This is a genomic window from Streptomyces hebeiensis (assembly GCF_052983195.1).
Window position 1 is genome coordinate 4525199 of record NZ_CM129812.1, and the last position, 24725, is coordinate 4549923.

The window sequence follows — 24725 nt, forward strand, 5'->3', positions numbered from 1 at the left end:
GCTACTACCGTTGGTTTATGGCTGAGTATCAGAATATTCGTACTGGCCGGCACTGTGCCTTCGTTCTTCACGCACACTTGGTTTTCGTGACGAAGTACCGGCACAACGTCTTCGAGGACGCTCACCTGACGCGCATGGAAGAGATCATGCGGGCCGTCTGCGCCGACTTCGAATGCGAGCTGGTCGAGTTCAACGGCGCGAACAGCCACGTCCACCTGCTCGTGAACTTCCCGCCGAAAGTCGCCCTGTCCAAGCTGGTCAACAGCCTCAAGGGCGTCAGTTCCCGCAGGCTCCGCCAGGAGTATCCGGAACTGGTCCGACACTACTGGCGGGCACAGCGGCTGTGGTCCGGCTCGTACTTCGCCGGGTCGGCCGACGGGCCTCCACTGTCGATCGTGAAACAGTACATCGAGCAGCAGAACCAGCCCGACTGAGCCGAGGCCGACAGTGCCGACCCGAGCACACAGCGCGAGTCAGAACACTCCTCAGAATCGCTTCACCACCAGGCCAAAGGCCGGTGCACCGCGATGAGACCCGGTAGCGGCCGGTGAACCGGACGGCAAGGGAAGGCGGGAGGGGAGTGGCGGAATCGGGGCGGAGGCGTGACGCCGGTCGAACACCTCCGGTGGGAGTGCCTTCGCGCGTTCGGGATCAGCTCAGGGGAAGTTCGGCAAGCATCACCGCGTACACCGGGGAGTCCGGGAAGGGCCGGTCCTCGCCGATCTTCCGGAAGCCCCAGGACTCGTATAGGGCCTGCACCCGGGGGTGCTCGACGTCGACGAGCAGGACGGCCATGTCGTCGTCCCGGCCGTCCAGGAGCGCGCGGGAGAGCAGCTTCGCCACGCCTTTCTTGCGCCACTTGGTGCTGACCGCCAGTTCCGAGTAGGAGAACGTCCGGGTCTTCTCCGGCGCCGGGTCGAGGTGCCCGCGCCACCACTCCCGCAGGGGAGTCGCGGGCGCTCCGTAGGCGAAGCCCACCGGCTCGGCATCGTCGTACGCGATCACGCAGGAGAAGCCAGGGTGGCCGCCCCAGTGGTCCACGAACCAGGGGAAGCGCTTCGTGAACTCGTCGTCCCCGTCAACGTCCTGGGCCTCGGCGTGCACATCGATGAGGACCTGGCGGATCCGTGGCAGGTCCGCACGGGCGAAGTGGCGGACGTCCAACTCGGCGGCGCTCACGGTCGGTCTCCGTTCGGATCCGATTGTCAGAGGGGCGTGGCAGAGTGCGGAGTCATGGACACCGACAGCGGCCGGTCCCGGAATATCCCCCCGCATGGATTCCCGGGCCCGTGTCCCACGGAAACCCGACGGGAGAACAGATGAGGGACTCCACGGCCGATCCATGGGCATGGGTCAGAAACAAAAACGCCGTGATGTGGTGTGTGACCTTCACCCAGGGCATCACGCCGGAGGACGTGCTCGCCCGCTACGGGGCCGACCCCCGGGACGCTCAGTTGCTCACCCGGCAGCAGGCCGGCCCTCTCTACGACTTCGAGGCGGACGGTCCGACGGGATCGGTGCTGCGGGCCGGGATGCTGGGCGACTGGTCCTTCTGCTTCGAGGACATCGGCATCATGGGGGCGATGGACGGCCCCCTGGCCGCACTGTCCCGGGGCACGGAGACCTTCAGCGTCCTGCGCGGCGGGGACGGCATGAACATCTTTGCTCACTGGCGTGACGGTCGGCGCACCGAGTGGTTCGAGCCGGGCTTTCGCTCCACCAGGCCACGTCCTCCGCATCCCTGGTGGGACGCGGTGCAGGAGCGGTACGACGCGAGGAGCGAGGAGTACCCCGGCCTCACACCCGTGATGGAGGCGATAGGCCGTCATATCGGAGACGTGCTGGAGACCGGCACGCTCGGCGGCCCGTTGCTCACCCTGCTGCTCGAGGACGGCAGCCGGACCCCCGACCCCCCTCAACCGCCACCCCCCGCGCGCAACCCGAGCGCGGAAGCCCGCCGGTCGCTGGGTCGGCCGCTGGGGGCTTTGATCACGCCGGTCGACCGCGACACGGAGCGCGCTCTCGCAGAGCGTGCCCGCGCCACGGTGCGCGTCGCCAATGTCGTCACTGTCCATCAGACATACAAGACCGACACGACCGAGGATTGAGGCAGCCGACGCCCCCTTCAGGACGTGACGGGGCGTGTGTCGCCGGCGAGTTCGGAGAAGTGGTCGAACTCGCCTGCCAGGATCCCCTGGACGAATGCTTCCCATTTCGCCTGGGTGCTGGTAACGACGGGGCCGGGGGCGCTGGTCTCGCGGAGACGCACAAGGTCCCCGGGCCCCGTCGCGACCTCGATCCAAGGGCCGGGTCCGGTCCCGTTGTCAGCGGCGGCACGGATCCCGTTCAGCGGGGCGGGCACGTCCGCCGGCGCGCAGCCATGGTGCGTGGACGCCTCCTTGACCGAGCGGAGGAACGCCGCCCAAGTGGCGGGGTCGGCCGAAAGTATGGCTCCGCTGGGATCGGCGCTTTCGGTGAGTATGACGGTGCGGTCGTCGGGTGCCGTGACGCTCAGGCATGCCTCGCCCTGCGCGCAGTACGACGACGTCTGCCAGCTTGGTTCGGTCACAGTGCTTCCTTTCGCAGACTGTCGGCGATGCGGTGGATGAAGTCTCGGGACTCCGTCTCCGCCAAGGCCACGGCATCGAGCCGTTCGAAGAGCAGGCGGTACTGGGTCAGCTGGGCTTCGGCAGCGAGACGCGATGTTCCACTTCCGGTGGGCTGAACGAAGGCACGGCCTGGCGGTAGATTTCGCGTGCGTGTTCCGCTGTCTGCAGCAGACCCGGGGAACCACGTCGGCTCCGGATCGGCGTGTGTGACGGCAGCCCTGAGATCCCGTCTCCGTTCGGTGACGCCTTTTCCCGGTCACACGACTCGGGGGAGGAACTGGCTGAGAGTGGAAGAGGGCTACAACTCGTTCAGATGTATGCCGATGCCTGGGGTGCGTACCATCTCGGCGGCGCGCGGTGGGGGCAGGGCGGGAAGCTGCTGTGGGTGGAGTGCGTACACAAGATGCCGGAGGCCTCGGGGGAAGGGTGAAGGCGTGCACGCGTGTCGCGCGGCGGTCCCATGGGGCTGCCGAAGGATCACCGCGCGACACTTGCGTCGTCCGTTGCGTTCAACGCGTTCGTGGCGGGCAGGATCGCGGCGGTACGCGGGGCCGGCCGCCAGGAGTCGGGCGTCGGGCGTCGGTAGTGCGGCGGCCGTCCGTCGGCAGTCGACGGCGCGGGGCGGCGGACCGGTGGCCGTCTTCCCGTCCACCGGGTGCGTGCTCATATGCTCGATTCATGACGAATCAGCAGGCTGGACAGCAGACCGGTCGACCGACTGCCAACGCCATGCGCCGCGCCCTCAAGCGTGCCAGGGACGGGGTCGCGCTCGACGTCGACGAGGCGGCCGTGCTGCTCCAGGCGCGCGGGGAGGACCTCACCGACCTCGCCGCGTCCGCCGCGCGCGTACGGGACGCCGGGCTGGCGGCCGCCGGGCGGGCCGGGGTCATCACGTACTCCCGCAAGGTGTTCATCCCGCTGACGCGGCTGTGCCGGGACAGGTGCCACTACTGCACCTTCGTCACCGTGCCCGGCAAGCTGCGCCGCGCCGGGCACGGCATGTTCCTCTCGCCGGACGAGGTGCTGGACATCGCGCGCGAGGGCGCGGAACTGGGCTGCAAGGAAGCGCTGTTCACGCTCGGCGACCGGCCCGAGGACCGGTGGCCCGAGGCGCGGGAGTGGCTGGCGGCCGAGGGGTACGACGACACCCTCGCCTACGTCCGCGCCATGGCGATCCGGGTGCTGGAGGAGACCGGGCTGCTGCCCCACCTCAACCCCGGGGTGCTGAGCTGGACCGACTTCCAGCGGCTCAAGCCGGTCGCGCCGAGCATGGGCATGATGCTGGAGACCACCGCGACCCGGCTGTGGTCCGAGCCCGGCGGCCCGCACCACGGCTCGCCGGACAAGGAACCCGCCGTACGGCTGCGGGTCCTTCAGGACGCGGGCCGGTCCAACGTCCCGTTCACCACCGGCGTACTGATCGGGATCGGGGAGACGTACGAGGAGCGCGCCGAGGCCCTCTTCGAGATCCGGCGCGTGCAGCGGGCGTACCACGGCGTGCAGGAAGTCATCGTCCAGAACTTCCGCGCCAAGCCGGACACCGCGATGCGCGGCATGCCCGACGCCGAACTGGAGGAGCTGGCCGCGGCGGTCGCCGTCACCCGGCATGTCCTCGGCCCGTCCGCGCGTATCCAGGCGCCGCCCAATCTCGTGGACGCGGAGTACGCGCTGCTGATCGGCGCAGGCATCGACGACTGGGGCGGGGTCTCGCCGCTCACCCCCGACCACGTCAACCCCGAGCGCCCCTGGCCGCATCTCGACGAACTGGCCGCCAGGACCGCCGAGTCCGGCTTCGAGCTGCGCGAACGCCTCACCATCTACCCCGAGTTCATCCAGCGCGGCGAGCCCTGGCTGGACCCCCGCCTGCTCCCGCACGTCACCGCGCTGGCCGACCCGGACACCGGCCTCGCCCGCCCGGACACCCGCCCGGCCGGGCTGCCCTGGCAGGAGCCCGACGAGGGCTTCACGGCCACCGGCCGCACGGATCTGCACCGTACGATCGACACCGAGGGCCGTACGGACGACCGGCGCGACGACTTCGACGTCGTGTACGGCGACTGGGAGGCGCTGCGGGAGGCGGCCGCGCCGGGCATGGTCCCCGAGCGCATCGACACGGACGTACGGACCGCCCTCTCCCGGGCCGCCGACGACCCCACCGCGCTCACCGACGCCGAAGCGCTCGCCCTGCTGCACGCGGACGGCCCGGCGCTGGACGCGCTCACCCGGATCGCCGACGACGTGCGGCGCGACACGGTCGGCGACGACGTCACGTACATCGTCACCCGCAACATCAACTTCACCAACGTCTGCTACACGGGCTGCCGCTTCTGCGCCTTCGCCCAGCGCCGTACGGACGCCGACGCGTACACCCTCTCCCTGGAGCAGGTCGCCGACCGCGCCCAGCAGGCGTGGGACGTGGGCGCCACGGAGGTCTGCATGCAGGGCGGCATCCACCCCGACCTGCCCGGCACCGCGTACTTCGACATCGCGCGCGCCGTGAAGGAACGCGTTCCGGGCATGCACGTCCACGCCTTCTCCCCGATGGAGGTCGTCAACGGCGCGTCCCGCACCGGCCTGTCGATCCGGGAGTGGCTGACCGCCGCCAAGGAGGCCGGACTCGACTCGATCCCCGGTACGGCGGCCGAGATCCTCGACGACGAGGTGCGCTGGATCCTCACCAAGGGCAAGCTGCCCACGGCGACCTGGATCGAGGTCGTCAGGACCGCCCACGAGCTGGGCATCCGCTCCAGCTCCACGATGATGTACGGCCATGTCGACCAGCCCCGCCACTGGCTGGGCCACCTCCGTACGCTGGCGGGGATCCAGCGGGAGACGGGCGGTTTCACCGAGTTCGTCACCCTCCCCTTCATCCACACCAACGCCCCCGTCTACCTCGCCGGCATCGCCCGCCCGGGCCCGACCGACCGCGACAACCGCGCGGTGACCGCGATGGCCCGTCTGCTGCTCCACCCGTACATCCCGAACATCCAGACCAGCTGGGTGAAGCTGGGCACGGAAGGGGCGGCGGAGATGCTCCGCTCGGGTGCGAACGACCTGGGCGGCACGCTGATGGAGGAGACCATCTCCCGGATGGCCGGGTCCGGCTACGGCTCGTACCGCTCGGTCAAGGACCTGATCGCCATCGCGGACGCGGCGGGCCGCCCGGCGCGGCCGAGGACGACGCTGTACGGGGAGGTCCCGGCGGAGCGGGTACGGACGGCGGCGGCCTCGGACGGACACCTGCCGGAGCTGCTGCCACTGCTGACGGACTGACCGGGGACGGACTGAACGGAGCCGGACTGACCGGAGCCGCTGCCGCCGCCGGCCGGGTGAACGCAGCGGTACCGGACCGTTGTCGGACCCGGATGCCAGACTTGGCCCGCACGACGGAAACGGGCTCCTCCGCGGGGGAGGGGGCCCGGCCGTCGGGAGGGGAGGGCCGGGGATGGCGGGGCAGGTGCGGCGGCCGTCGATGGCCGAGCTGATCGGGCGGCGGCGCAGGACGCGGTTCGTCGGGCGCCAGGACGAGCTGGGCTCGTTCCGGGCCAATTTCGACCTGGCGCCGGACGACGAGCGGCACCGCTTCCTGTTCTACGTCCACGGCAACGCCGGCGTGGGCAAGACGTCCCTCGTACGGGAGATGCGGCAGGCGGCGGGGGAGCGCGGCGCGCTGACGGCGTACGTGGACGAGACCGTGAGCAGTGTGCCCGAGGCGCTGGCGGTGGTGGCGGAGCAGTTCGGGCGTCAGGGGCGCCCGTTGAAGCAGCTCGACCGGCTGCTCGCGACGTACCGGCAGCGGCGGCACGAGGCGGAGTCGGCGGCCGTGCCCGTGCACCCGGCGGCGTCGGCGGCCCCGGCGGAGGGGGACGCCGGGGCCGGCCTGCCGTCCGCCCGGTCGGGCGGCGGATCCGCCGCGTCGCTCCCGCCACCGTCCGCCGGGAGCACGGCCATGGCCACGGCCGGCGTGATCGGGCTCGGGATGGTGCCGGTCGTCGGGCCGTTCGCCGGGGCGCTGGACCCCGTACAGCTGGCGCGCGGGACCGACCGGCTGCGGGCCGCGCTCAGCGCCCGGTTCCGCGACCAGGAGGACGTGCAACTGGTCCTGGCGCCGGACCGGATACTGACACCCGTGCTGGTCACCGAGTTGGCCGAGGCGGTGCGCGAGACCCCCTGGATCGCGCTGTTCTTCGACACGTACGAGCGCACCGCGCCGTTCCTGCACGCCTGGCTGAGCGATCTGATGACGACGGAGCGGTACGGGGCGCTGCCGGCCCAGGTCGTCGTCACCCTCTCCGGACAGCGGCCGTTCGACGGCGAGGGCTGGAGCGGCATCGAGGACTTCATGGCGGACATGCCGCTCGGGCCGTTCACGGAACGGGAGGCGCGGCAGCTGCTGGCGGCGAAGGACGTCACCGACGAGTCCGTGGTGGAGGAGGTCCTGCGGCTCTCCGGCGGGCTGCCCGTCCTCGTCTCCACGCTCGCCGAGAACCAGCCCGTGGACCGCGCCGACGTGGGCGACCCCAGCGCGACCGCCGTGGAGCGCTTCCTCAAATGGGAGCGGGACCCCGTCCGGCGCGCCACGGCGCTCGCCTGCGCGCTGCCGCGCCGCCTGGACGAGGACGTGTTCCGGGCGGTGGCCCCGCGGGAGGCGGCGGGGCTGTACGACTGGCTGCGGGCCCTGCCGTTCGCCACCCGCAAGGACGCCGGGGTCCGCTACCACGACGTGGTCCGGGCCCCGATGCTGCGCCTCCAGCGCACCCGCTCGCCGCGCGGCTGGAGCGAGCGGCACGGCGCGCTCGCCGAGTGCTTCGCCCGCTGGCGGGCGGAGACCGAGGCCGAGGCCGGGTTGCGTGCCGACGAAATGTGGGAGTCCGCCGCCTGGCGCGCGCTGCGCTTCGAGGAGACGTACCACGCGCTGTGCGCGAGTCCGCGCGCCGCGCTCGCGGGCGCCCTGCGGGACGTGGTCGAGGCATGCGGGCAGGGCCCGGCGGCGGGCCGCCGGGCCGCGCGGGTGGTGGCCGAGGCCGGCGAGGACACCGACGACCGCCTGCTGCGCGAGTGGGGGCAGCGTCTGGGGGCCGTGCTGAGCGATGACGAGGGCGGCGTGGTCGAGGGGTTGGGGCTGCTGCTGGACCGGGCGGGGCTGGACACCGAGGGCCGGGCGGCGGCGCACGAGGCGCGGGGCCGTGAGCTGCGCGGCGCCGGGGAGTTCGAGCGTGCGCTCGCCGAGTACGACCGGTCGCTGGCGCTGGCTCCCGGGCGGTACGGGGCCCACCTCGGGCGGGGCATCACCCGTCAGATGATCGGCGGTGACGTCTCGGCGGCACTGGACGACCTGCGCCGCGCCGACGAGCTGGCCCCCGACACCCCCTGGGTCCTGCGCGAGTACGGGGACGCCCTGCGGCGCGCCGGCCGGTCGGAGGAAGCCGCCGCCGTCCTGGACCGCGCGGTCGCGCTCGATCCGACGGAGGCGCGTTTCCTGGCGAGCAGGGCCTTCGTCCGGCAGGCGCTGGGGCGGACCGGGGAAGCCCTCGCCGACTTCGGCCGGGCCCTGGAGCTGGACGGGGAGTATCTGTGGGCGCTGGTCCGCAGATCCCGGCTGCTCCGGAGCCTGGGCGAATACGAGCGGTGCTTCGCCGACCTGGACCGCGCCGCGGGCGTCGAGTCGGACAACGCGTGGGTCGCCTCCGAGCGCGGTGACGCCTACCGGCTGACCGGACGGTACGAGGACGCGGAGCGGGAGCTGACCCGGGCCCTGGAACTCTCGCCCGGCTATACGTCGGTCCTCGCGAGCCGGGGAGCCGTACGGCACGAGCTGGGCCGGCGCGAGGAGGCGCTCGCCGACCTGGACGAGGCTCTCGCCGACGCTCCCGACTACGTCTGGGCGCTGGTGCACCGGGCATGGGTCCGCGAGGAACTGGGCGACAGTCCCGGGGCGTCCGCCGATCTCGACCGGGCCGTCGGCCTCCGGCCCGCCGACGTATGGGTCAGGAGCGAGCGGGCCCGGCACAGACGGCTCGCGGGCCGCTCCGAGGAATCGCTGGAGGACCTGACCGCGGTACTGGCCGAGGCGCCGGAACACGTCTGGGCCCTGGTCGAGCGGGCACGCTCCTACCGCGAGTTGGGCCGCTTCCCGGAGGCGCTGGCCGACGTGGACCGGGCGCTGGACCTCGACCCCCGGGACAGTGAGGCGCACGCGGTCCGGGCCGAAACGGTACGGGCCATGGGATCCGGCGCGCCGGCGACCACGGAGCCGTCGGAACCGCCGGATCTCATACCGTCCCCGCCGTCAGAAGCGGGCGGCTGAGGAACGCCAGGGACGCTCCGGGGACTCCCGGACACGCTACGACCGCACCCTCAACTGGCTGTTCCCGTTCGATTACAGTCCTCCGAAAGCCGCGACGTCCGCGAGGCCACCTGCCAGGCTCGGAGGCCACCTGCCAAGGCTCAGGGGGAGGGAGGAGCGCGTGAGCACACCGTCCAGGGCCGTCTGGGGCCGTACCGAGCAGCAGGACTTCCGCAGCCGGGTGCGGGGCTGTCTGCTCGGTGGTGCCATCGGAGACGCGCTCGGCGTCGGTGTCGGGGCGCTCACGCTCGCGGAGATCCGGTCCGCGCACGGTGCCGACGGCGTCGTGGACTACGTACCGGCGTACGGCCGCAGGGGCGCCGTCAGCGCGTCCACCCAGCTGACCCTGTTCACCGTGGACGGGCTGATCCGCGCACAGGTGCGCCGGGACACCGGTGCCTGGCATCCGCCCACCGACGTCTACCGCGCACATCGGCGCTGGGCCGCGACCCAGCGCGACTGGGGGCCGGACCTGCGGCGCAAGGACAACGGCTGGCTGGCGCAGGAGGAATGGCTGTACGCGCGCCGTGACCCGGTGATCTCCGTCCTCACCGGACTCGGCGATCCGCCCATGGGCACGCTCGACACCCCCAAGAACCCCATCGCGCGCGACTCGGGCGCGCTGGTGCGCTCCGCGCCGTTCGGGCTGCTCGTCGGCTGGGAGCCGCAGTTGGTCTTCCAGCTCGCCATCGAGTGCGCGGTCCAGACGCACGGCGCGCCGGGCGCGTACCTCGCGCCGGGGGCCTTCGCGGTGATCCTGCACGCCGTGGCCCGGGGCGAGAGCATCGAGACGGGGGTCGGGCGCGCCGCCGCCCTGCTCGGGCCCCGCCCCGGGCACGAGCCCGTGACCGACTGCCTCGAACTGGCGCTCGGCACCGTACGGCTCGGGGCCCCGGCACCCGAGCGCCTGGCCGCGCTGGGCGAGGGACGTACCGCGGAGTCCGCGCTCGCCGTCGCCGTTCACTGCGCGCTGGTCGCCGAGGACGTACGCCACGGGCTGCGCCTCGCCGTCAACCACGACGGCCCTTCCGCCGTCACCGCCACGCTGTGCGGTGCGCTGCTGGGCGCGATGCACGGCGAGACGGCGCTGCCGCCCGCCTGGCTGGCCGAGGTGGAGGGCCGTCCCACCCTGCTGGAGATCGCCGACGACTTCGCGATGGAGATGACCCAGGGCCCGGCCCTGCACAGCCGTGTGGTGAGCACGTCGGGCTGGCTGGCGCGGTACCCGCGGGACTGAGGAGGGTTACGCGTCGAGGCCACCGTACGGACGTGGGGCGGTGCGTGCGCGGCACCGCCCCGCATCCCCGCGCGGCGCACCGCATGCATACGGTGTCCGGGCGTCCGCGTGTCCGGGCGTACGGGGCCAGGGGGCCGGGCACCCGGACGTCCGGGTGCCCGGCCCTTCCCCGTCAGGAGCTCAGCGGTGAGTCCGTCGGACCCGTCGAGCCGGAGTGCGCCGCGCCCGCGGCCCGTGGCCCGTTCGCCCCGGCCCCGGTGCCGGCCCCGTCCCCGTCGTCGCCCTCGTCGTTGACGCGCGCCAGCACCGCGTCCCGCCCGGGGGTGTCCTCCGGCTTCAGGAACCCGATCACGATGTACAGCACCAGCGAGACGGCGAGCGGCACCGAGACCTGGTACTCGAGCGGGACCCCGCCCGACACGTTCCAGTTGATCGGGTAGTTGACCAGCCAGAAGGCGAGCAGCCCCATCGCCCAGCTCACCAGCGCCGCCGTCGGTCCCGACTTACGGAACGGTCGCAGCAGGCCGAGCATGAACGGGATCGCGATCGGCCCCATCAGCCCTGCCACCCACTTGATGACGACGGTGATGATGTCCTTGAACGTGGGCGAGTTGACCTGGGTGGCGATGGCCATCGACAGCGCCAGGAACGAGATCGTGGACAGCCGGGCCGCCAGCAGCCCCGTCCGCTCCGACCAGCTGCGCGCCGCCTTGCTGAGCGTGGGGGCGATGTCCCGCGTGAAGACGGCGGCGATGGCGTTGGCGTCGGAGGAGCACATGGCCATCGTGTGGGAGAAGAAGCCGACGATGACCAGGCCCAGCAGGCCGTGCGGCAGCAGCTGTTCGGTCATCAGGGCGTATGAGTCGGAGGCATCCGGCTTCTGGGCCTCGACGAGCAGCGGAGCGCACCACATCGGGAAGAACAGGACCAGCGGCCAGACGAGCCAGAGGATCGCCGACAGCCGGGCCGAACGGGTGGCTTCCCGGGCGCTCGCGGTGGCCATGTAGCGCTGCGCCTGGTTCCACATGCCGCCGTTGTACTCGAAGGTCTTGATGAAGAGGAAGGCGAGCAGGAACGTGACGGTGTACGGCCCGGCGGTCGGCGACGCGTGCCCCTCGGGCAGCTTGTCCCAGACCGTCCACAGCGCGCTGAAGCCGCCGAGCTTGCTCATGACGGCGACGAGCATCGCGAGGCCGGCGAAGAGCTGGATGATGAACTGCCCCAGTTCGGTCAGGGCGTCGGCCCACAGCCCGCCGACCGTGCAGTAGATACCGGTGATGACGCCGGTGATCAGGATGCCCTGATTGAGGGAGATGCCGGTGAAGACGGAGAGCAGGGTGGCGATGGCCGCCCACTTCGCCCCGACATCGACGATCTTCAGCAGCAGCCCGGACCAGGCGAGCGCCTGCTGGGTCTTCAGGTCGTAGCGGTTCTTGAGGTATTCGAGCGGCGACGCGACGTGTAACCGGGAACGCAGCCGGTTGAGCCGGGGCGCGAAGAGCTGCGCTCCGATGCCGATACCGATGGCGATGGGAAGTGACCACGTCACGAACGAGGTGACGCCGTAGAGGTACGCGATGCCCGCGTACCCGGTGAACATCACGGCGCTGTAGCCGGACATGTGGTGCGAGATCCCGGACAGCCACCAGGGCATTTTGCCGCCGGCGGTGAAGAAGTCGCTGACGTTGTCCACACGCTTGTGCGACCAGAGGCCGATCGCGATCATCACACCGAAGTAACCGACGAGCACGATCCAGTCGAGGCTGTTCATGTGCCCCCTCCAGGGGTCCGCCTTATGAACTAGAAGCACTTCGTCGGTACGGGCGTCCGGGCAGCGGTGCCCCGTGCGGGAGCAGCGGTTCCCCGTGCGGGAGCGGGGACAACGGGATTGAACAGCGTGGTGGAGGGCGGGTCAAGGGTCCCTCGGGGCATCGTTCAGCCGTCACAGGTATGAACGCAGGTCAGAGAAGCGAACGATTTTGCCGTCTCTTGACTGGTCGAAACGTTGTCGCGTGCGTGACACGCGCAACACGATGAGCGAGCACTTTGTCGGAACTCCGTCAGGCGCAGGGGATGCGGGTCCCGCGCGCGGAGACGCGAAGGGGGGTGAGGCGCGAGCGAAAGCGCGGGTCGCGGAGGCGCGGGTCACGCGCGGCGGGCGGATGTGCGCACACGGCCGAGCCCCCTCGGCCGGGACAGCGGGCCGGAGAGGGCTCTACGCGTGGTGCGGGTGCAGGGCGGTGGTGGTCGACCTCGGCCGAACTCAGCCGAGGTCGAAAGCGCCCTTGTTCATTTCCTGCACAAAGGCGTTCCAGGAAGAGGGGACGAAGGCGAGTGCGGGTCCGGCGGGAGCCTTCGAATCCCTGACGGCAATGCACTGGACGACAGGAGACCTGACCTCCACGCATGCCCCGTTTCCGCCGGAGTACGAGGACTTGGTCCACGTGTCCGTAGCGCCCTGAAGAATTGCCATGTTCGCTCCGGTTCAGCAAGTGATGTGAATGCGTGCCAACGTCTCGCTGGCTTGATCGACGCTACTCGTCTCACTCATTGGGCGGGATCGGCGTTCACTCTTCCGGATGGCATTTGCGTTAAAGGTCTTACGAGATTAGTGAGTTTGGGTGTACTGTGCCCTCGCTTCCGTGAGGTTAATGGAAATACCTGCCATTTCCGGGCAATGCGGAAGGTGGGCGGCGGGGCGGTGGCGGCGGTGACGGCGGCTCGGGAACCGGCCAAGCGGGGCCGGTGTTCGTGGCTGGCTCCGGTGGTCTTCCACGGCGGCCTTCCACGGCGTCGGCGGTGCCGGGTCGTCCCGTCGGCAGCGTCGGCGGCCGCCACGGCTCAGCGGGCGTATTCCTTGGCGATCTTCGAAATGAACTGCCGGCTCTGGTCGGCGTTCAGTGCCTGTGCGCGCAGGTGCTCGTACATCACGCTGTACCGCTGGACGTCATTCGACTTCTCCAGATAGAGGTCGCTCGTCACACCCTCGATGTAGACGACGCTGGAGTCGGACGCGTCGGGGAATTCGAGAATCGCGTAGTGGCCCGTGATGCCGGGGTGCGCGCCCATCTCGAAGGGAAGCACCTGCACGGTCACGTGCGGCAGCTCGGACTGCTCCATGAGGTGTTCCAGCTGTTCCCGCATCAGGGTCCGGTTGCCGACGGCCCGGCGCAGCGCCGCCTCGTCGACCACGGCCCACAGGCGCAGCGGGTCCTCGGTCGAGGTGATGCGGTCCTGGCGGCGCATCCGTACCCCGACGCGTTTCTCGACGTCGAGCACGGGTGACTCGGGCAGCGCGCCATTGATCAGCGCCTCCGCGTACGGCTTGGTCTGGAGCAGTCCGGGAATGACCTGCGGCTCGTACACCCTGAGCGAGGCGGCGTCCGTTTCCAGGCCGATGTAGACGCTGTACGGGATGTCACCGAAAGCGTGCCACCAACCCTGCTGGCGCGAATCCTTGGCCATTTGCATCAGCGAGTCCACGATGCGCTGGTCCTCGACCTCGTAGACTCCGCAGAGGTCGCGGACGTCCCGCTGACTGATGGAACGGCGGCCGTTCTCCAGGCGGCTGATCTTCGACTGGGACACCAGAAGGCGCTCCGCCACTTCTTCGGCGGTCATGCCTTTGAGTTCGCGGAGCCGGCGCAACTCCTGGCCCAATCGGCGTCGCCTGACAGTGGGATTGACGTTGGACGCCACGGGAACTGCACCTCCGGCTGCATAGCTGTACGTATCTACTGCTCAGCAGATTGCCACCAAAGGCCCTGGCCTCGCTGGGAAATGGCGACAGAAGCGAATACAACGGTGCGCGGAGACGGCCGCGCGCCGGGCCGCGCGCTGGGGCGCCGGGGCCGGATGCGGCCGGTCGGGTCCGGCCCCGGCGGCCGGGATCGGGGTCGGTATCGGCCCACGGTTCGGTACAGGTCCGTAACAACTTCGCGGTGCCCGTACGCCCCTTGGCGCGGCTTCTCGGGGCCGGCCTCGGGGGCTCCGAGGGCCCCGGTGGACGGACAAGCGGCGCGCGGGGCGGCCTGGCTGTCGGCCAGGCCGCCCCGCGCGCGTTGTGCGGCTCCCGAACCGGCTCTGGGGACGTCGGTGCGGCGGATCGGTGTGTTGCTGTATCGCGGTTCTGCGGGGTGTTGCGGGGTGTTGCGTCGCGCGTGCGGTGGGTCGCGGTGGGGATCGTCCGTCGTCCGCCGTGCGTGCCCGCCGCGTCGCGCTGACACGTGGCGCGGGCGCGGACACTGGTGCGGTGTGCTGCGGTTGTGATGCTGCCGCGGTGCCGGCTGTGCTGTTGTGTTTGTGCGGCGTCGCGCTGGGTGACGTCCGCCGTACGGCGTCGTGCTGTGCTGTACGCCGGCCTCGCTGGTCCTGCTGGTCCTGCTGGTCCTGCTGGTCCCGCAGTGCTGCGCCCGTCAGTGCGCCGGGACGCGGGCCATGCTGCCGTGCCGCGGCTGCGACGGCACCCCCGATGAGGGCACCGCCGGCGCCGACGGCGTCGCCCTGCCTCCGCCCGCGGGAGCGCCGGACGCGCCCTGGGCGGTGTTACGACGAGGCTGTCCGCCCACACCGTTCTGGACGTCCATCACGGCGTGTGCCACGAGACCGCCCATGGGGTCGTGCCGGATCAGGTCCCGGAGCCGGGAGCGCGAGGAGCGCCCCTCGTTGCCGGGGTAGAGGTGCTTGCCGAGTCCGACCGCGTGGGCCAGCGCGGCGAGCGCCGCGGTCCGCGGGTCCGGCGGCACACCGGTGCGGATCGCACTGTCCAGCCGGGTCCTTATCTCCCGGCTGATCGCCGTCTCCGTCGCCTGGTAGCGCGTTGTCGGCAGCACTCCGCACATCTGGCCCTCGACGGCGTGCACCATGCCGCATCGTTCCAGATGTGAGAGGTAGGTCTGGCGCAGCCCCAGCCGGGGCCCGCCGATCCAGTGGACGGCCCGAACCGGGCTGCCGCGCCTGCGCAGCAACTCCAGTGCGGAGTCCAGAGTCGGATCTCCGGTCGGCCGTGGCATCACCACGGCGATACGATCCCCATCAGGGGCTATCCGTCCTGCCAGAGCCAGCTCCACTAGCTGTGCTCCGGCCAGGCCGAGGTCGAGCGACTGCGGCTGCGCTGTGGTACCCGTGGCCGGGTCCAGAGCGAGCAGCAGAAGCTCCTCCGGAATTGTTCTGCGGCTCCTGCCCATCCATGCCTCCCCGCGTGGATGAATGACAGGGTGACCCCTCTCACAATGGTCTGTCGAGAGTGCCTGGGTGCTTTGTGCGGGAACCGTTATGTATGTCGTTCTCGTCTAGCACGTGGGCCGAGGTGTCGGAGCGGGACACTGGTAGACGGTTCGGGCAGTCGGACCGTGCGGTACGTCGGTACGGCGGTACGGCGGATGAGACACGAAGGAGACACGGTGGCGGGCGAGTCCCCCGGCAAGTCGGAACAGCGGAAGTCGTCGGGGGAGACGACTGAAGGTGAACGGGATCCGCGGCTCGCGTTCAGCGGGCCGTCGACCGTGGCGGCGGAACGGGATTCCGCCGCGTCGGACTCCCGTTCCGCCGTGTCGACAAGGGTCGCGACTGCAAATCAAGGGGAATCTGAAGACGAGGACTCCACCGTCTCCGAGAGGGCCGAGGAATCGGACAGCAGCCGTATAGCGGCGCGTTCGGAGGTTCCGGAGAGCCGCGCCGGGGAGACGTCCGGAGGAAAGTCCGGGGACGGAAAGCCCGGGGACGGACCGGCGGACGAGGCCGGGGCCGGGGGCGCGGAGAAATCCGAGGACGGACCCGAGGAGAAGTCAGGAGAGAAGTCCCGGGAGACGTCCGGAGGAAAAGCCGGGGAGAAGCCTGGGAAGGCGTCGCGGGAGAAGTCCGGGGACGCGTCCGGGGAGACGTCCGCCGAACAGCTCGGTGAGACCGGCGAGTCGGGCGAGCCCGCCGAGTCGGGAGAGTCCGTCGAGTCCGCCGAGTCCGCCCGGTCCGGTCAGTCCGACAAGGCGGAGAGCCCGGTGCCCGACGCGGCGACTGAGGCCACGGAGGCCGACGCCGGGGAAAGCGCGGCGGCGGACGAGAACGACGCCGCGCCCGGCGGGACGGCCGGCGAAGGCGGTGCCGGAAAGGCCGCCGGAGCCGGCACCACCGGTACGGACACCGGCTCCCGTGGCGACGCGGGCGGCAAGGCCGACGAGGCCGCTGACGCGGCTGCCGGGACTGCCGGGACTACCGGGGTCGACAAGGCTGACGGCGGGGACGTCGGGTCGCCGGTCGATCAGCCGACCGCTGTCTTCACGTCCCGGCCCAAGCCGAAGGCTGACGGCGGCGGGGACGGGGACGGCAAGGCCGATGGCGGGGACGTCGGGTCGCCGGTCGATCAGCCGACCGCTGTCTTCACGTCCCGGCCCAAGCCGAAGGTCGATCAGCCGACCACGGCGCTCAAGCTCCCCCCGTCGTCCCGGGACGAGAAGAAGCGCGAGCCGAACGGAAAGGCCGAGCCGGGCGGAAAGGCCGAGCCTGACGAGAAGAGCGAGTCCCCGGCCGAGCGCACGAGTACGTTCGTACCGCTGCGCCGGGACGACGATGTGCGCTCCGTGGACGCCAAGGCGGCCGCGAAGGCGCAGCCCGCCGCCCCCGTGCCCACGTCCTCGGAGCCGCCCAAGCCTGCCGGGGGCGCCGAGCCCCCCGCCGCGGTGACCTCCGCCATCCCCGAGGCCGAGCGGACCCGGCAGCAGCCGATGCCGCCCAAGCCCCCGCTCGACCTGCTCGCCGAGCTGACGAACAAGCCCGCCCCGCCGGAGACCCCGGTCCGCGTCGCGGTCCGCCGTGTCAAGATCTGGACCCCGCTGGTTCTGCTCGTCCTGATCATCTTCTCGATCGTCCAGGCGGTGCGCCCGCTGCCCGACCCGGCGCTCGGCCTGACCGCCGACTCCGAGTACACCTTCGACGGCGGCACGCCCTCGCTTCCGTGGCCCGACGAGGGGCAGGGCGCGATGTCCGTGTCCGGCCTGGGGAAGGTGGACGCGTTCGGTGAGGGGAAGCCGGTCCCGATCGCCAGTGTGACCAAGACGATGACGGCGTACATCATCATGCGCGACCACCCGATGAAGCCCGGCCAGGACGGCGCGCGGATCACGGTCGACGCCCTGGCCGAGAAGGAGGGCGGTTACGACCAGACGGACCAGGAATCGACGCTGAACACGATCAAGGAGGGCGACAAGCTCAGCCAGAAGGACGCCCTCAGCGCGCTCATGATCCCGTCCGCGAACAACGTGGCGCGGCTGCTCGCGCGTTGGGACGCCGGCTCGCAGGAGGCGTTCGTCAAGAAGATGAACGCCACGGCCAAGCAGCTCGGCATGACCAACACCACGTACACCGACCCCTCGGGGCTGGACGCGACGACCGTCTCCACCGCCGCCGACCAGGTCAAGCTGGGGCTGGAAGTGGTGAAGTACCCGGCGCTGCTGGACATCACGAAGCTGCCGAGCTGGACCGATCCGTCGGGCAAGTCCCACCGCAACTGGAACACCCTGGTCCCGTACGACGGAGCGCTCGGGATCAAGACCGGCACGACCACCAAGGCGGGCGGCAACCTGCTCTTCGCCGCGAAGAAGGATGTCGGCGGGACCGACCAGTACCTCGTCGGAGCCATCCTCGGCCAGCACACCGGCGGCTCGATCATCGACATCGCGAACGAGCGGAGCAAGACCGTGATGCTCGCGACGCAGGAGCTGCTGGAGTCGCGGACGGTGGTGAAGAAGGGGGACGTCGTCGGTCATGTCGACGACGGTCTGGGCGGCCTGACCCCGGTCGTCGCCACGAAGGACCTGAAGGCGGCCGGCTGGGCGAGCCTCAAGGTCTCCGTGGAGCTGACCGACGGCGGAAAGACGATTCCGCACACGGCGGAAGCGGGCACGGTCGTCGGAAAGCTGACGGTCGGCTCCGGCCCCGGTCAGGTCTCCGCTCCGGTGGCCCTCCAGAGCGACCTGGCCGAGCCCGGGTTCGGCGCGAAGCTGACCCGCATCAGCTGATCCGGCCGCGCGGCCGGATCCCGCCGTACCGCCCGAGACGCGTCGGCCGGTCCGCGCGGTCGGGGCGCGTGACCCGCGTACGGGACCGGTCCGCGTGACTCGCGTACGCGGCCGGGGCGGGCATCCATACGGAGCCCGCCCCGGCCGCGTCGCGTGCTAGCGTCCCAAAACGACCCATCTGGTGAGCCGTCCCGGGCTCACGGCCGGCCGGTCGGGCAACTGCGAGGCGCGGGGACGGCGTCCCCACCCATGACCTGGCCGTGCCGAAGGCGGACGGTCGGCGCATCGGGCGGCCGGAGGACAGCGGGCCGCCGGGCAGTGACCGGACGGTGAGACGAAAGACGGGGAGTGCCGCAGTGACCACCGCTGAGCCGACGCGCGCCACGGGCGGTAACGACTCCGCCGGGGGAACGACCGACGCCTCCGATGCCCGCGGTGCCTCGGGCGCACCTGATGCCTGCGGTGCCGCCGGTGCGTCTGTGACCGCCGATGCCTCCGAAGCCGCCACCGGGCCGCGAATAGAACCGCCGCCACCCGGTGCTGCCGCCGGAGCGGGCCCGGCCCGGAGGGAAGCGTCCGGAGCGGACCCGACCGGCACGGGCTCCCCGGCCGCCGGCCCGGCCCCCCGCCCGGCCTCCCGCACGGCAACGGACGCGGCCCCGAGGGCCACCGCCCGCCTCCGCGCCTGGCCGGCCGCCCGTCCCGTCCTGTTCACCACCGTCGTGGCCGCCGCCATCCACCTCGTCTGGTTCCTCGTCTTCGCCAACAGCGGCGGCGACATCGCCGCCCAGGACGCCTGGGCCGAGTTCGTCGGCCGGCACCCCGACTCCGCGTACAACCTCGCCTGGTACGGCGGGATGCACCCCGTCTCGTACAGCGTCGTCTCGCCGTACCTGATGTCCCTCCTCGGCGTCCGTACGACGATGATGCTCGCCGGGACCGCGTCCGCCGCCCTGATGGCGCTGGTCCTCGTCCGCGTGCGGGCCGTCCGTAACCCCGTGGCGTGCTCCCTCGCCGGGGTCTACGCGTTCTTCTGCAACGCCATGTCGGGGCGGGTGACGTTCGGCCTCGGCATGATGTTCGCGCTCGGGGCCGTCGCGGCGGTGTTCTGCTGGCCGTACCGCTGGCGCACGAAACGCTGGGCCAAGGCCGTCGTCGCCGCCGTGTTCGCCGGGACCGCGACGGCCGCCAGCCCGGTCGCCGGGCTCTTCCTCGGGGTCGTCGCGGCGGCGCTCTTCCTCAACAAGCGGCGGCCCGGGGCGTACGCGCTCGGCCTCGCCCCCGCCGCCGTCGTCGCGCTCTCCGCCTGGCTCTTCCCCTTCTCCGGCACCCAGCCGATGTCGATCGGCTCGACGTCCCTGCCCTTCCTCACCGCGGTGCTGGTGTTCCTGCTCGTCCCCGTGCGGTGGCGCACGGTCCGCACGGCCACCGCGGTCTACGGTGTCGGCACGCTGCTGACCTGGGCGATCGACTCGCAGATCGGATCCAACGTCTCCCGGCTCGCCATGGTCGTGGGCGGCGTGGTCCTGCTGTCGGCCCTGCCGTACACCGCGCCGCGCTCACGCCGCTGGTACGCCCTCGTGCTCGCCTTCGCCGGCGTCTCCTTCTGGATCGGTTTCAAGGGGGTGGACGACATCGTGCGCACGGCTCCCACGGCGTCCTGGGCTCGGGAGCTGGCACCCCTGGTCCACCAGTTGCAGCGCGCGGGCGCGGAGAAGGGCCGGGTCGAGGTGGTCCCGGCCAGCAGCCACCGTGAGTCGTCCGCGCTCGCCCCGTACGTCAATCTCGCCCGTGGCTGGAACCGCCAGGCGGACATGGAACGCAACCCGCTGTTCTACGACGACACCCTGACGTCCGACAGCTACCGCGACTGGCTGGACCGCTGGGCGGTGCACTACGTCGTTCTCCCCGCCGGCCGGCCCGACCAGGGCGCCGGTCAGGAGACGGAACTCGTCGAGCGGGGCCAGCCGTACCTGAAGCCCGTCTGGCGCGACGCCAACTGGCGCCTCTTCGCCGTCCAGGACCCCACGCCGCTCGCCGACCCGCCCGCGACGGTGGACCGGGCGGGCGCGGGCGAGCTGACGATCCACGTGAAGTCGGCGGGCCGGGTGCTGATCCGGATCCCGTACTCCCCGTGGCTGGGCCTGGTCGACGCGGAGGGCAAGAGCGTGCCGCCGCCGCGGCAGACGGCGGAGTCGCGGGCCGACGAGAACGGGCCCAGGGTCTTCACCAATCCCAACGGCTGTCTGATGAAGGCCGAGCCGACGGCGGAGGGCGACGAGTGGACGGAGCTGCTGGCGCCGCGGGCCGGGGTGTACCGGCTGGCCGCGCCGTACCAGCTGCCGCGCGGGACGGGCTGCCCGGAGGAACTGCGCTGAGGGCGTGAGCGGCTGCCGTCCTGAGCAGTTCCACGAGGTCGCGTTCCACGAGGCCGCATCCTCCGTCACCGGCCGGTCGCGGCCCGGTGAGCCCGACCGCGGGCCTTGACCTTGGGTCAAGGTCAATCAATGTTCAACCAATCATTCGCTTCACCTGCCGGGCGACCACGCCGTAGACCATAGTGAGGCGATATGACGCGCGGTCAGACACAGACGCAGACGCAAACCCGGATACGCACTCCTACGGAGCCGGGCGACGAGCCGGGCGACGGGACCGACCACGAGCCGGGCCGCCGGACGAACCACGGGACGGACCACGAGCCGGGCGACGGGACGGACTCGGACAGGGACGGCGGGACGCGCGAGGAGGGGGCCGGTGGCTGGTCCGGCGTCGGGTCCGGCGGCGGGTGGAACGAGGGCGGTGAAGCCCGGTCGGGTGGTGTTTTCCCCCCTTCCCACTCACGCGGGCGCGTGCTGGCCACGGCGATCGCCACGGTGGTGGCCCTCGGACTGGTGAGCGCGGCTGTCGTGCTCGTCGCCGGTGCCGGGTCGGGCGACGGCACGGACAGCGGCGCGGCCCGCACACCGCCGACCCGTGTCGCGCCGCCGCAACTGCCGGGTCTGGACGGGCCGGGCGACGCGACGGACGACGCCACACCGCCACCGTCGTCCGACCCGTCGGGCCAGTCGTCCGATCCCTCGGGCCAGTCGTCCGAACCGTCCTCGGGCGGGGAGCCGGACTCGGAGTCCGGCGGGGTCCCTTCGATATGGGCGGGTCCCGGTTGCACCGCCCCCTCCGGCCGCTACCGGGAGGAGGGCAGGTTCGAGAACGGCGAGGCCGCCTGGTACACGGTGCGCGAAGGTGGCCACAAGGGCGATTCCTGCGACGGCCGGTTCTCCGCGGTCCCGATGTCCGGCAGCGAGGACCGGGACGGCGACTCCAGTGCCACCTGGTCGTTCAAGCTCGGCAAGGCGTACAAGACGTACGAGAAGTGCGCCCTCGCCGTCCACGTACCGGACACGGGCCGCGACCGCGACGTGGCCGGCCGGCCCACCGTCTACAAGGTGCTGGCGGACCCGTCGGACGACCACTCCACGTACGCCGCCTTCGCCGTACGGCAGACCGTGCACCGGGGCAGCCTGGTGAAGGTGGGCAGCTACGCGGTCAAGGGCGACACCTTCACGGTGCGGATGCTGGACCGCGGCCAGGACTGGGGCCGCGAGGAACTGGTCGGAGCCCACCACGCGGCGGCGCAGATGAGGCTCGACTGCCGGTGACGCCCGCCGAACGCGGTGGACGCCGGGAGTGCTCCCCGCGCTGTCGGACGGGCGGACCGTCACGGCGGTGAACGGGACGGCGGGCGCGGTGGCGCTCGGAGAGCAAGGTGTTCCGCACCTCGCTTCGCTCCGCGTCGCTGACCGCGCCGGGGCGTCGGCGTCACCGCGGGGCGGCCGCCCGGTCGGGCCGCCGCCCCGCCGCCCTGTCGGGTGCCGGTGGGAAGCGGGCGGTCGGTCAGTCCTGGCGGACGATGTCCTTGCCCGGGCCCCCGGAGAGGGTGTCGCGTCCCGCGCCGCCGTACAGCTCGTCGTCCCCGCTGTTCCCGTAGATCGTGTCGTCGCCGCTGTCCCCGTACAGGACGTCGTCGCCCTTCCCGCCGTAGACGTAGTCGTTCCCGGCACCGCCGCGGATCGTGTCGTCACCGTCGCCGCCGGACAGGCTCTGCCGGCCCGCGCCGCCGCGTATCTCGTCGTCTCCCGCACCGCCGTCGACGGCGGTCTCCTCCCCCTCGGCGTAGATGGTGTCGTCGCCGTTGTCACCATGGGCGATGATGCCCTCACCGGCGCGGATCGTGTCGTTGCCGTCACCGCCGCCGGCGAACGTGACCAGGCCGCCCGTGAGCGTGTCGTCGCCCGCGCCGCCGCGCACGGTGTTGCCGTTGACGTCGCCGGTGTCGGTGTACGTGTCCTTGCCGGCACCGAGGTCGACGGAGGCGAAGTAGTACGCCTGGTCGGTGGTGTTGTCGTAGGCCACCGAGTCGTCGCCGTCGCCGAGGGCCAGCTTCAGGGTGGCGTACGGGTCCTGGCTGTCCAGGGTGGCGACCGTGCAGGAGACCTTGGTCAGGTCCGTGCTGCTCGGGTGGGTGCAGCCGTCGCCCGCGCTGATCGGGACGGAGTCGTCGATCACATAGCTGACCTGATCGGGGCCACCGGTCTTCGACGCGGTGACGGACACGGCGTTGGCCTGTCCGGAGGCGGCCGTGTAGAGGATCGCGTGGTCGGTCTCGCTGAACGCGGCGGTGGCCGGCGGCGCCGCGGCGGCGGCCGTGCCGGCCAGGAAGAGCGGAGCGGTCAGTCCCGTACCGAGAGCCAGCGTCAGCGCCGACGCGGTACGCGCGACCCGGCGGCCCATGAGGGGATAAGGCATGGCAAACCTCCGTGAGGCGAATATGGTTCTTACACCTCCGTGTGACGTGTGGGATTTTCGGTCGGTTGTCTGTCCGCTCGCGCGGGAAACGTTCGCGCCGCGGCGTGCCGGTCGGTCGAAGTACCCTCAGATCAGGGGCGTTTGACCGGCCGTTCGCGAGTATGCGACGGGCCGTCAGGTGCGGTTCAACATAAATTCATGGTCTCGGGACGCTCGTCGGCGCAGGCCGGGCCGCAACCGGGAGCCGTCGGCGGCCTGCCCTCGGCGAGTCCCTCCGCCAGGGGCGGCGAACCCACCGCGACAGGTCCTGAACGCGGAGGTCAATGCGTGTAGCGGCGTACGGCCTCGGGGTGGATGACGAGACGGACCTGGTCCGCGGCCAGGATCCCGGCGAGGTCGTCGGCGCGGGCCGGGTCGCCGAGGTCCCAGTAGCGGGCGGCCAGGCGGGCGCACAGGTCGTGTGCTCCGTCGGGTTCCACCGTCGTGCGGCCGGCGACCGACAGCCAGCGCTCGCGTTCGCCCACCGGGGCGGCGACGACGATCGAGGCGCGGGGGTCACGGCGCAGGTGCCGCACTTTGAGCGTGTCCGGGCCCGTGAACAACTGGATCGTGCCCTCGGCGGTGGCCTCGAACCACACCGGCCGGGGCTGTGGCGGGAGCGGCCCCCCGGCCATGGACAGGAACCCGTACAGGGGGCGTCGGAGGAACTCGAGGTCCTCGGTGGTCAGCGAACTGGCGTCGGTGCTCATCACAGCCCTTCCGGTACACGACGGGACATGGTTTCGGGTGATCGGCGTCCCGAGGGTTCCGGGCGATCGGCGTCCCGAGGGCCGTAGCCGCCCGGCGGTTGTCCCGGCCGGGCGGTTCCGGCTCGGAGGTCATCCCCGCCAGGCTCCCGCCGCCGCGGCCCGCACGACGTAGTCCTCGAAGGTCCGGGGCGCCCGTCCCAGTACGGTGGCGAGGTCGTCCGTCGTCGCGGCGATCAGCCCGCGTTCCATCAGCACGAACATCTCGGCGACGTGGTGGGCGTCGTCCTCGCTCAAGCCCTGCTCGACCAGCGCCGCGGCGTACTCGCCGGGGGAGATCCGCCGGTAGGTGATGGGCCGCCCGGACGCCCGGGCGATCAGCTCGACGGCCTCCCCGAAGGTGAGCGCGCGTGGTCCGGTCAGCTCGTAGATCCGTCCGGCGTGCCGGCCGGCGGTCTCCGTCAACACCGCGGCCGCGGCGTCGGCGACGTCGTCCACGTCGATGAACGGTTCGGGCACCGCGTCGGCCGGGAGCGCCAGTTCGCCGGCGACCAGCGGGGCGTGGAAGACGTCCTCGTCGAAGTTCTGAGCGAAGTTGGACGCCCGCAGGACGGTCCACTCCAGCGCCGAGCCGCGCACGGCGTCCTCGGCCGAACGCATGTCCAGGCCGAACGTGGAGTCGCCCCAGGTGTCGGCACCGCGCCCGGAGAGCAGGACCAGCCGCCGCACTCCGGCGGCCTCGGCCCGGGCCACGAACTCGTGCACCGGGCCCGGCACGCCCGGGGCCACCACGTAGGCGACGGCGACACCCCGCAGGGCCTCGTCCCAGCCGCCGGGGTCGGTCCAGTCGAACCGGGTCCGGCTGGACCGGGAGGCAGCCCGTACGGGAGTGCCGCGCAGTCGTAACCGGGCGACGACCCGCCGACCGGTCTTGCCTGTCGCGCCGAGGACGAGAGTGTTGTCATTGCTCAT

The 24725-nt window shown here is 71.6% G+C and carries 17 protein-coding genes and 1 pseudogene; 8 read left to right on the forward strand and 10 right to left on the reverse strand.

What is annotated here, in order from left to right:
• Nucleotides 1-17: 17 nt before the first annotated feature.
• Nucleotides 18-434, forward strand: coding sequence for an IS200/IS605 family transposase (tnpA, locus tag ACU6P3_RS19550; RefSeq protein WP_447193426.1), 417 nt, complete (start codon nt 18-20; stop codon nt 432-434).
• A gap of 217 nt (nt 435-651) precedes the next feature.
• Here the strand turns inward: tnpA and ACU6P3_RS19555 are convergent, their stop codons facing one another.
• Nucleotides 652-1179, reverse strand: a complete 528-nt coding sequence (locus ACU6P3_RS19555) for a GNAT family N-acetyltransferase (RefSeq protein ID WP_447193427.1) — start codon at nt 1177-1179, stop codon at nt 652-654.
• A gap of 140 nt (nt 1180-1319) precedes the next feature.
• Here ACU6P3_RS19555 and ACU6P3_RS19560 point away from each other — a divergent pair, with 140 nt between their 5' ends.
• Complete coding sequence (locus ACU6P3_RS19560; RefSeq protein WP_447193428.1) at nt 1320-2108, forward strand: DUF6461 domain-containing protein; 789 nt, start codon at nt 1320-1322, stop codon at nt 2106-2108.
• 17 nt (nt 2109-2125) lie between these two features.
• Here ACU6P3_RS19560 and ACU6P3_RS19565 read toward each other — a convergent pair whose 3' ends face one another.
• Nucleotides 2126-2569 (reverse strand): DUF397 domain-containing protein, encoded by a 444-nt coding sequence (locus tag ACU6P3_RS19565; RefSeq protein ID WP_447193429.1) that lies wholly within the window; start codon nt 2567-2569, stop codon nt 2126-2128.
• Between the two features lie 124 nt (nt 2570-2693).
• Nucleotides 2694-2786, reverse strand: a pseudogene (locus ACU6P3_RS19570) (transcriptional regulator); the annotation flags it as partial.
• A 501-nt stretch (nt 2787-3287) separates the two neighbouring features.
• Between ACU6P3_RS19570 and ACU6P3_RS19575 the strand changes: the two are divergent.
• From ACU6P3_RS19575 to ACU6P3_RS19585, 3 genes are all read left to right on the forward strand, one after another.
• Nucleotides 3288-5882 (forward strand): bifunctional FO biosynthesis protein CofGH, encoded by a 2595-nt coding sequence (locus ACU6P3_RS19575; RefSeq protein WP_447193430.1) that lies wholly within the window; start codon nt 3288-3290, stop codon nt 5880-5882.
• Between the two features lie 172 nt (nt 5883-6054).
• Nucleotides 6055-8916, forward strand: coding sequence for a tetratricopeptide repeat protein (locus ACU6P3_RS19580; protein ID WP_447193431.1), 2862 nt, complete (start codon nt 6055-6057; stop codon nt 8914-8916).
• 160 nt (nt 8917-9076) lie between these two features.
• Complete coding sequence (locus ACU6P3_RS19585) at nt 9077-10192, forward strand: ADP-ribosylglycohydrolase family protein (RefSeq protein ID WP_447193432.1); 1116 nt, start codon at nt 9077-9079, stop codon at nt 10190-10192.
• Between the two features lie 172 nt (nt 10193-10364).
• Here ACU6P3_RS19585 and ACU6P3_RS19590 read toward each other — a convergent pair whose 3' ends face one another.
• The 4 genes from ACU6P3_RS19590 to ACU6P3_RS19605 form a co-directional block, all read right to left on the reverse strand.
• The gene (locus ACU6P3_RS19590) at nt 10365-11963 is read right to left on the reverse strand and encodes a sodium:solute symporter family protein (RefSeq protein WP_447193433.1); all 1599 of its coding nucleotides are present in this window, start codon (nt 11961-11963) and stop codon (nt 10365-10367) included.
• A 492-nt stretch (nt 11964-12455) separates the two neighbouring features.
• Nucleotides 12456-12665 (reverse strand): DUF397 domain-containing protein, encoded by a 210-nt coding sequence (locus ACU6P3_RS19595; protein WP_344280543.1) that lies wholly within the window; start codon nt 12663-12665, stop codon nt 12456-12458.
• A gap of 368 nt (nt 12666-13033) precedes the next feature.
• A complete protein-coding gene (gene relB, locus ACU6P3_RS19600) occupies nt 13034-13891 on the reverse strand; it encodes a type II toxin-antitoxin system RelB family anti-toxin (RefSeq protein WP_344280546.1) in 858 nt (285 codons plus the stop codon).
• Nucleotides 13892-14607: 716 nt separating this feature from the next.
• Nucleotides 14608-15378 (reverse strand): GOLPH3/VPS74 family protein, encoded by a 771-nt coding sequence (locus ACU6P3_RS19605; protein ID WP_447193434.1) that lies wholly within the window; start codon nt 15376-15378, stop codon nt 14608-14610.
• A gap of 216 nt (nt 15379-15594) precedes the next feature.
• Between ACU6P3_RS19605 and ACU6P3_RS19610 the strand changes: the two genes are divergently transcribed.
• The 3 genes from ACU6P3_RS19610 to ACU6P3_RS19620 all read left to right on the forward strand — a co-directional run bounded on the left by ACU6P3_RS19610 (nt 15595) and on the right by ACU6P3_RS19620 (nt 21860).
• Nucleotides 15595-18204 (forward strand): serine hydrolase, encoded by a 2610-nt coding sequence (locus ACU6P3_RS19610; RefSeq protein WP_447193435.1) that lies wholly within the window; start codon nt 15595-15597, stop codon nt 18202-18204.
• Between the two features lie 722 nt (nt 18205-18926).
• Nucleotides 18927-20582: a DUF8823 domain-containing protein gene (locus tag ACU6P3_RS19615; protein ID WP_447193436.1), complete on the forward strand. Its 1656-nt coding sequence runs from the start codon at nt 18927-18929 to the stop codon at nt 20580-20582.
• Nucleotides 20583-20774: 192 nt separating this feature from the next.
• Nucleotides 20775-21860: an adhesin gene (locus ACU6P3_RS19620; RefSeq protein ID WP_447193437.1), complete on the forward strand. Its 1086-nt coding sequence runs from the start codon at nt 20775-20777 to the stop codon at nt 21858-21860.
• 235 nt (nt 21861-22095) lie between these two features.
• On the opposite strand, the gene ACU6P3_RS19625 is transcribed toward ACU6P3_RS19620, so the two are convergent.
• The 3 genes from ACU6P3_RS19625 to ACU6P3_RS19635 all read right to left on the reverse strand — a co-directional run bounded on the left by ACU6P3_RS19625 (nt 22096) and on the right by ACU6P3_RS19635 (nt 24725).
• On the reverse strand, nt 22096-23007 hold the full coding sequence (locus tag ACU6P3_RS19625) for a calcium-binding protein (RefSeq protein WP_447193438.1): 912 nt from the start codon (nt 23005-23007) through the stop codon (nt 22096-22098).
• Nucleotides 23008-23327: 320 nt separating this feature from the next.
• Nucleotides 23328-23756 carry a pyridoxamine 5'-phosphate oxidase family protein gene (locus ACU6P3_RS19630; RefSeq protein ID WP_447193439.1) on the reverse strand — a complete coding sequence of 143 codons (429 nt, stop codon included), beginning with the start codon at nt 23754-23756 and terminating at the stop codon, nt 23328-23330.
• A 129-nt stretch (nt 23757-23885) separates the two neighbouring features.
• Nucleotides 23886-24725, reverse strand: coding sequence for an NAD(P)H-binding protein (locus tag ACU6P3_RS19635; RefSeq protein WP_447193440.1), 840 nt, complete (start codon nt 24723-24725; stop codon nt 23886-23888).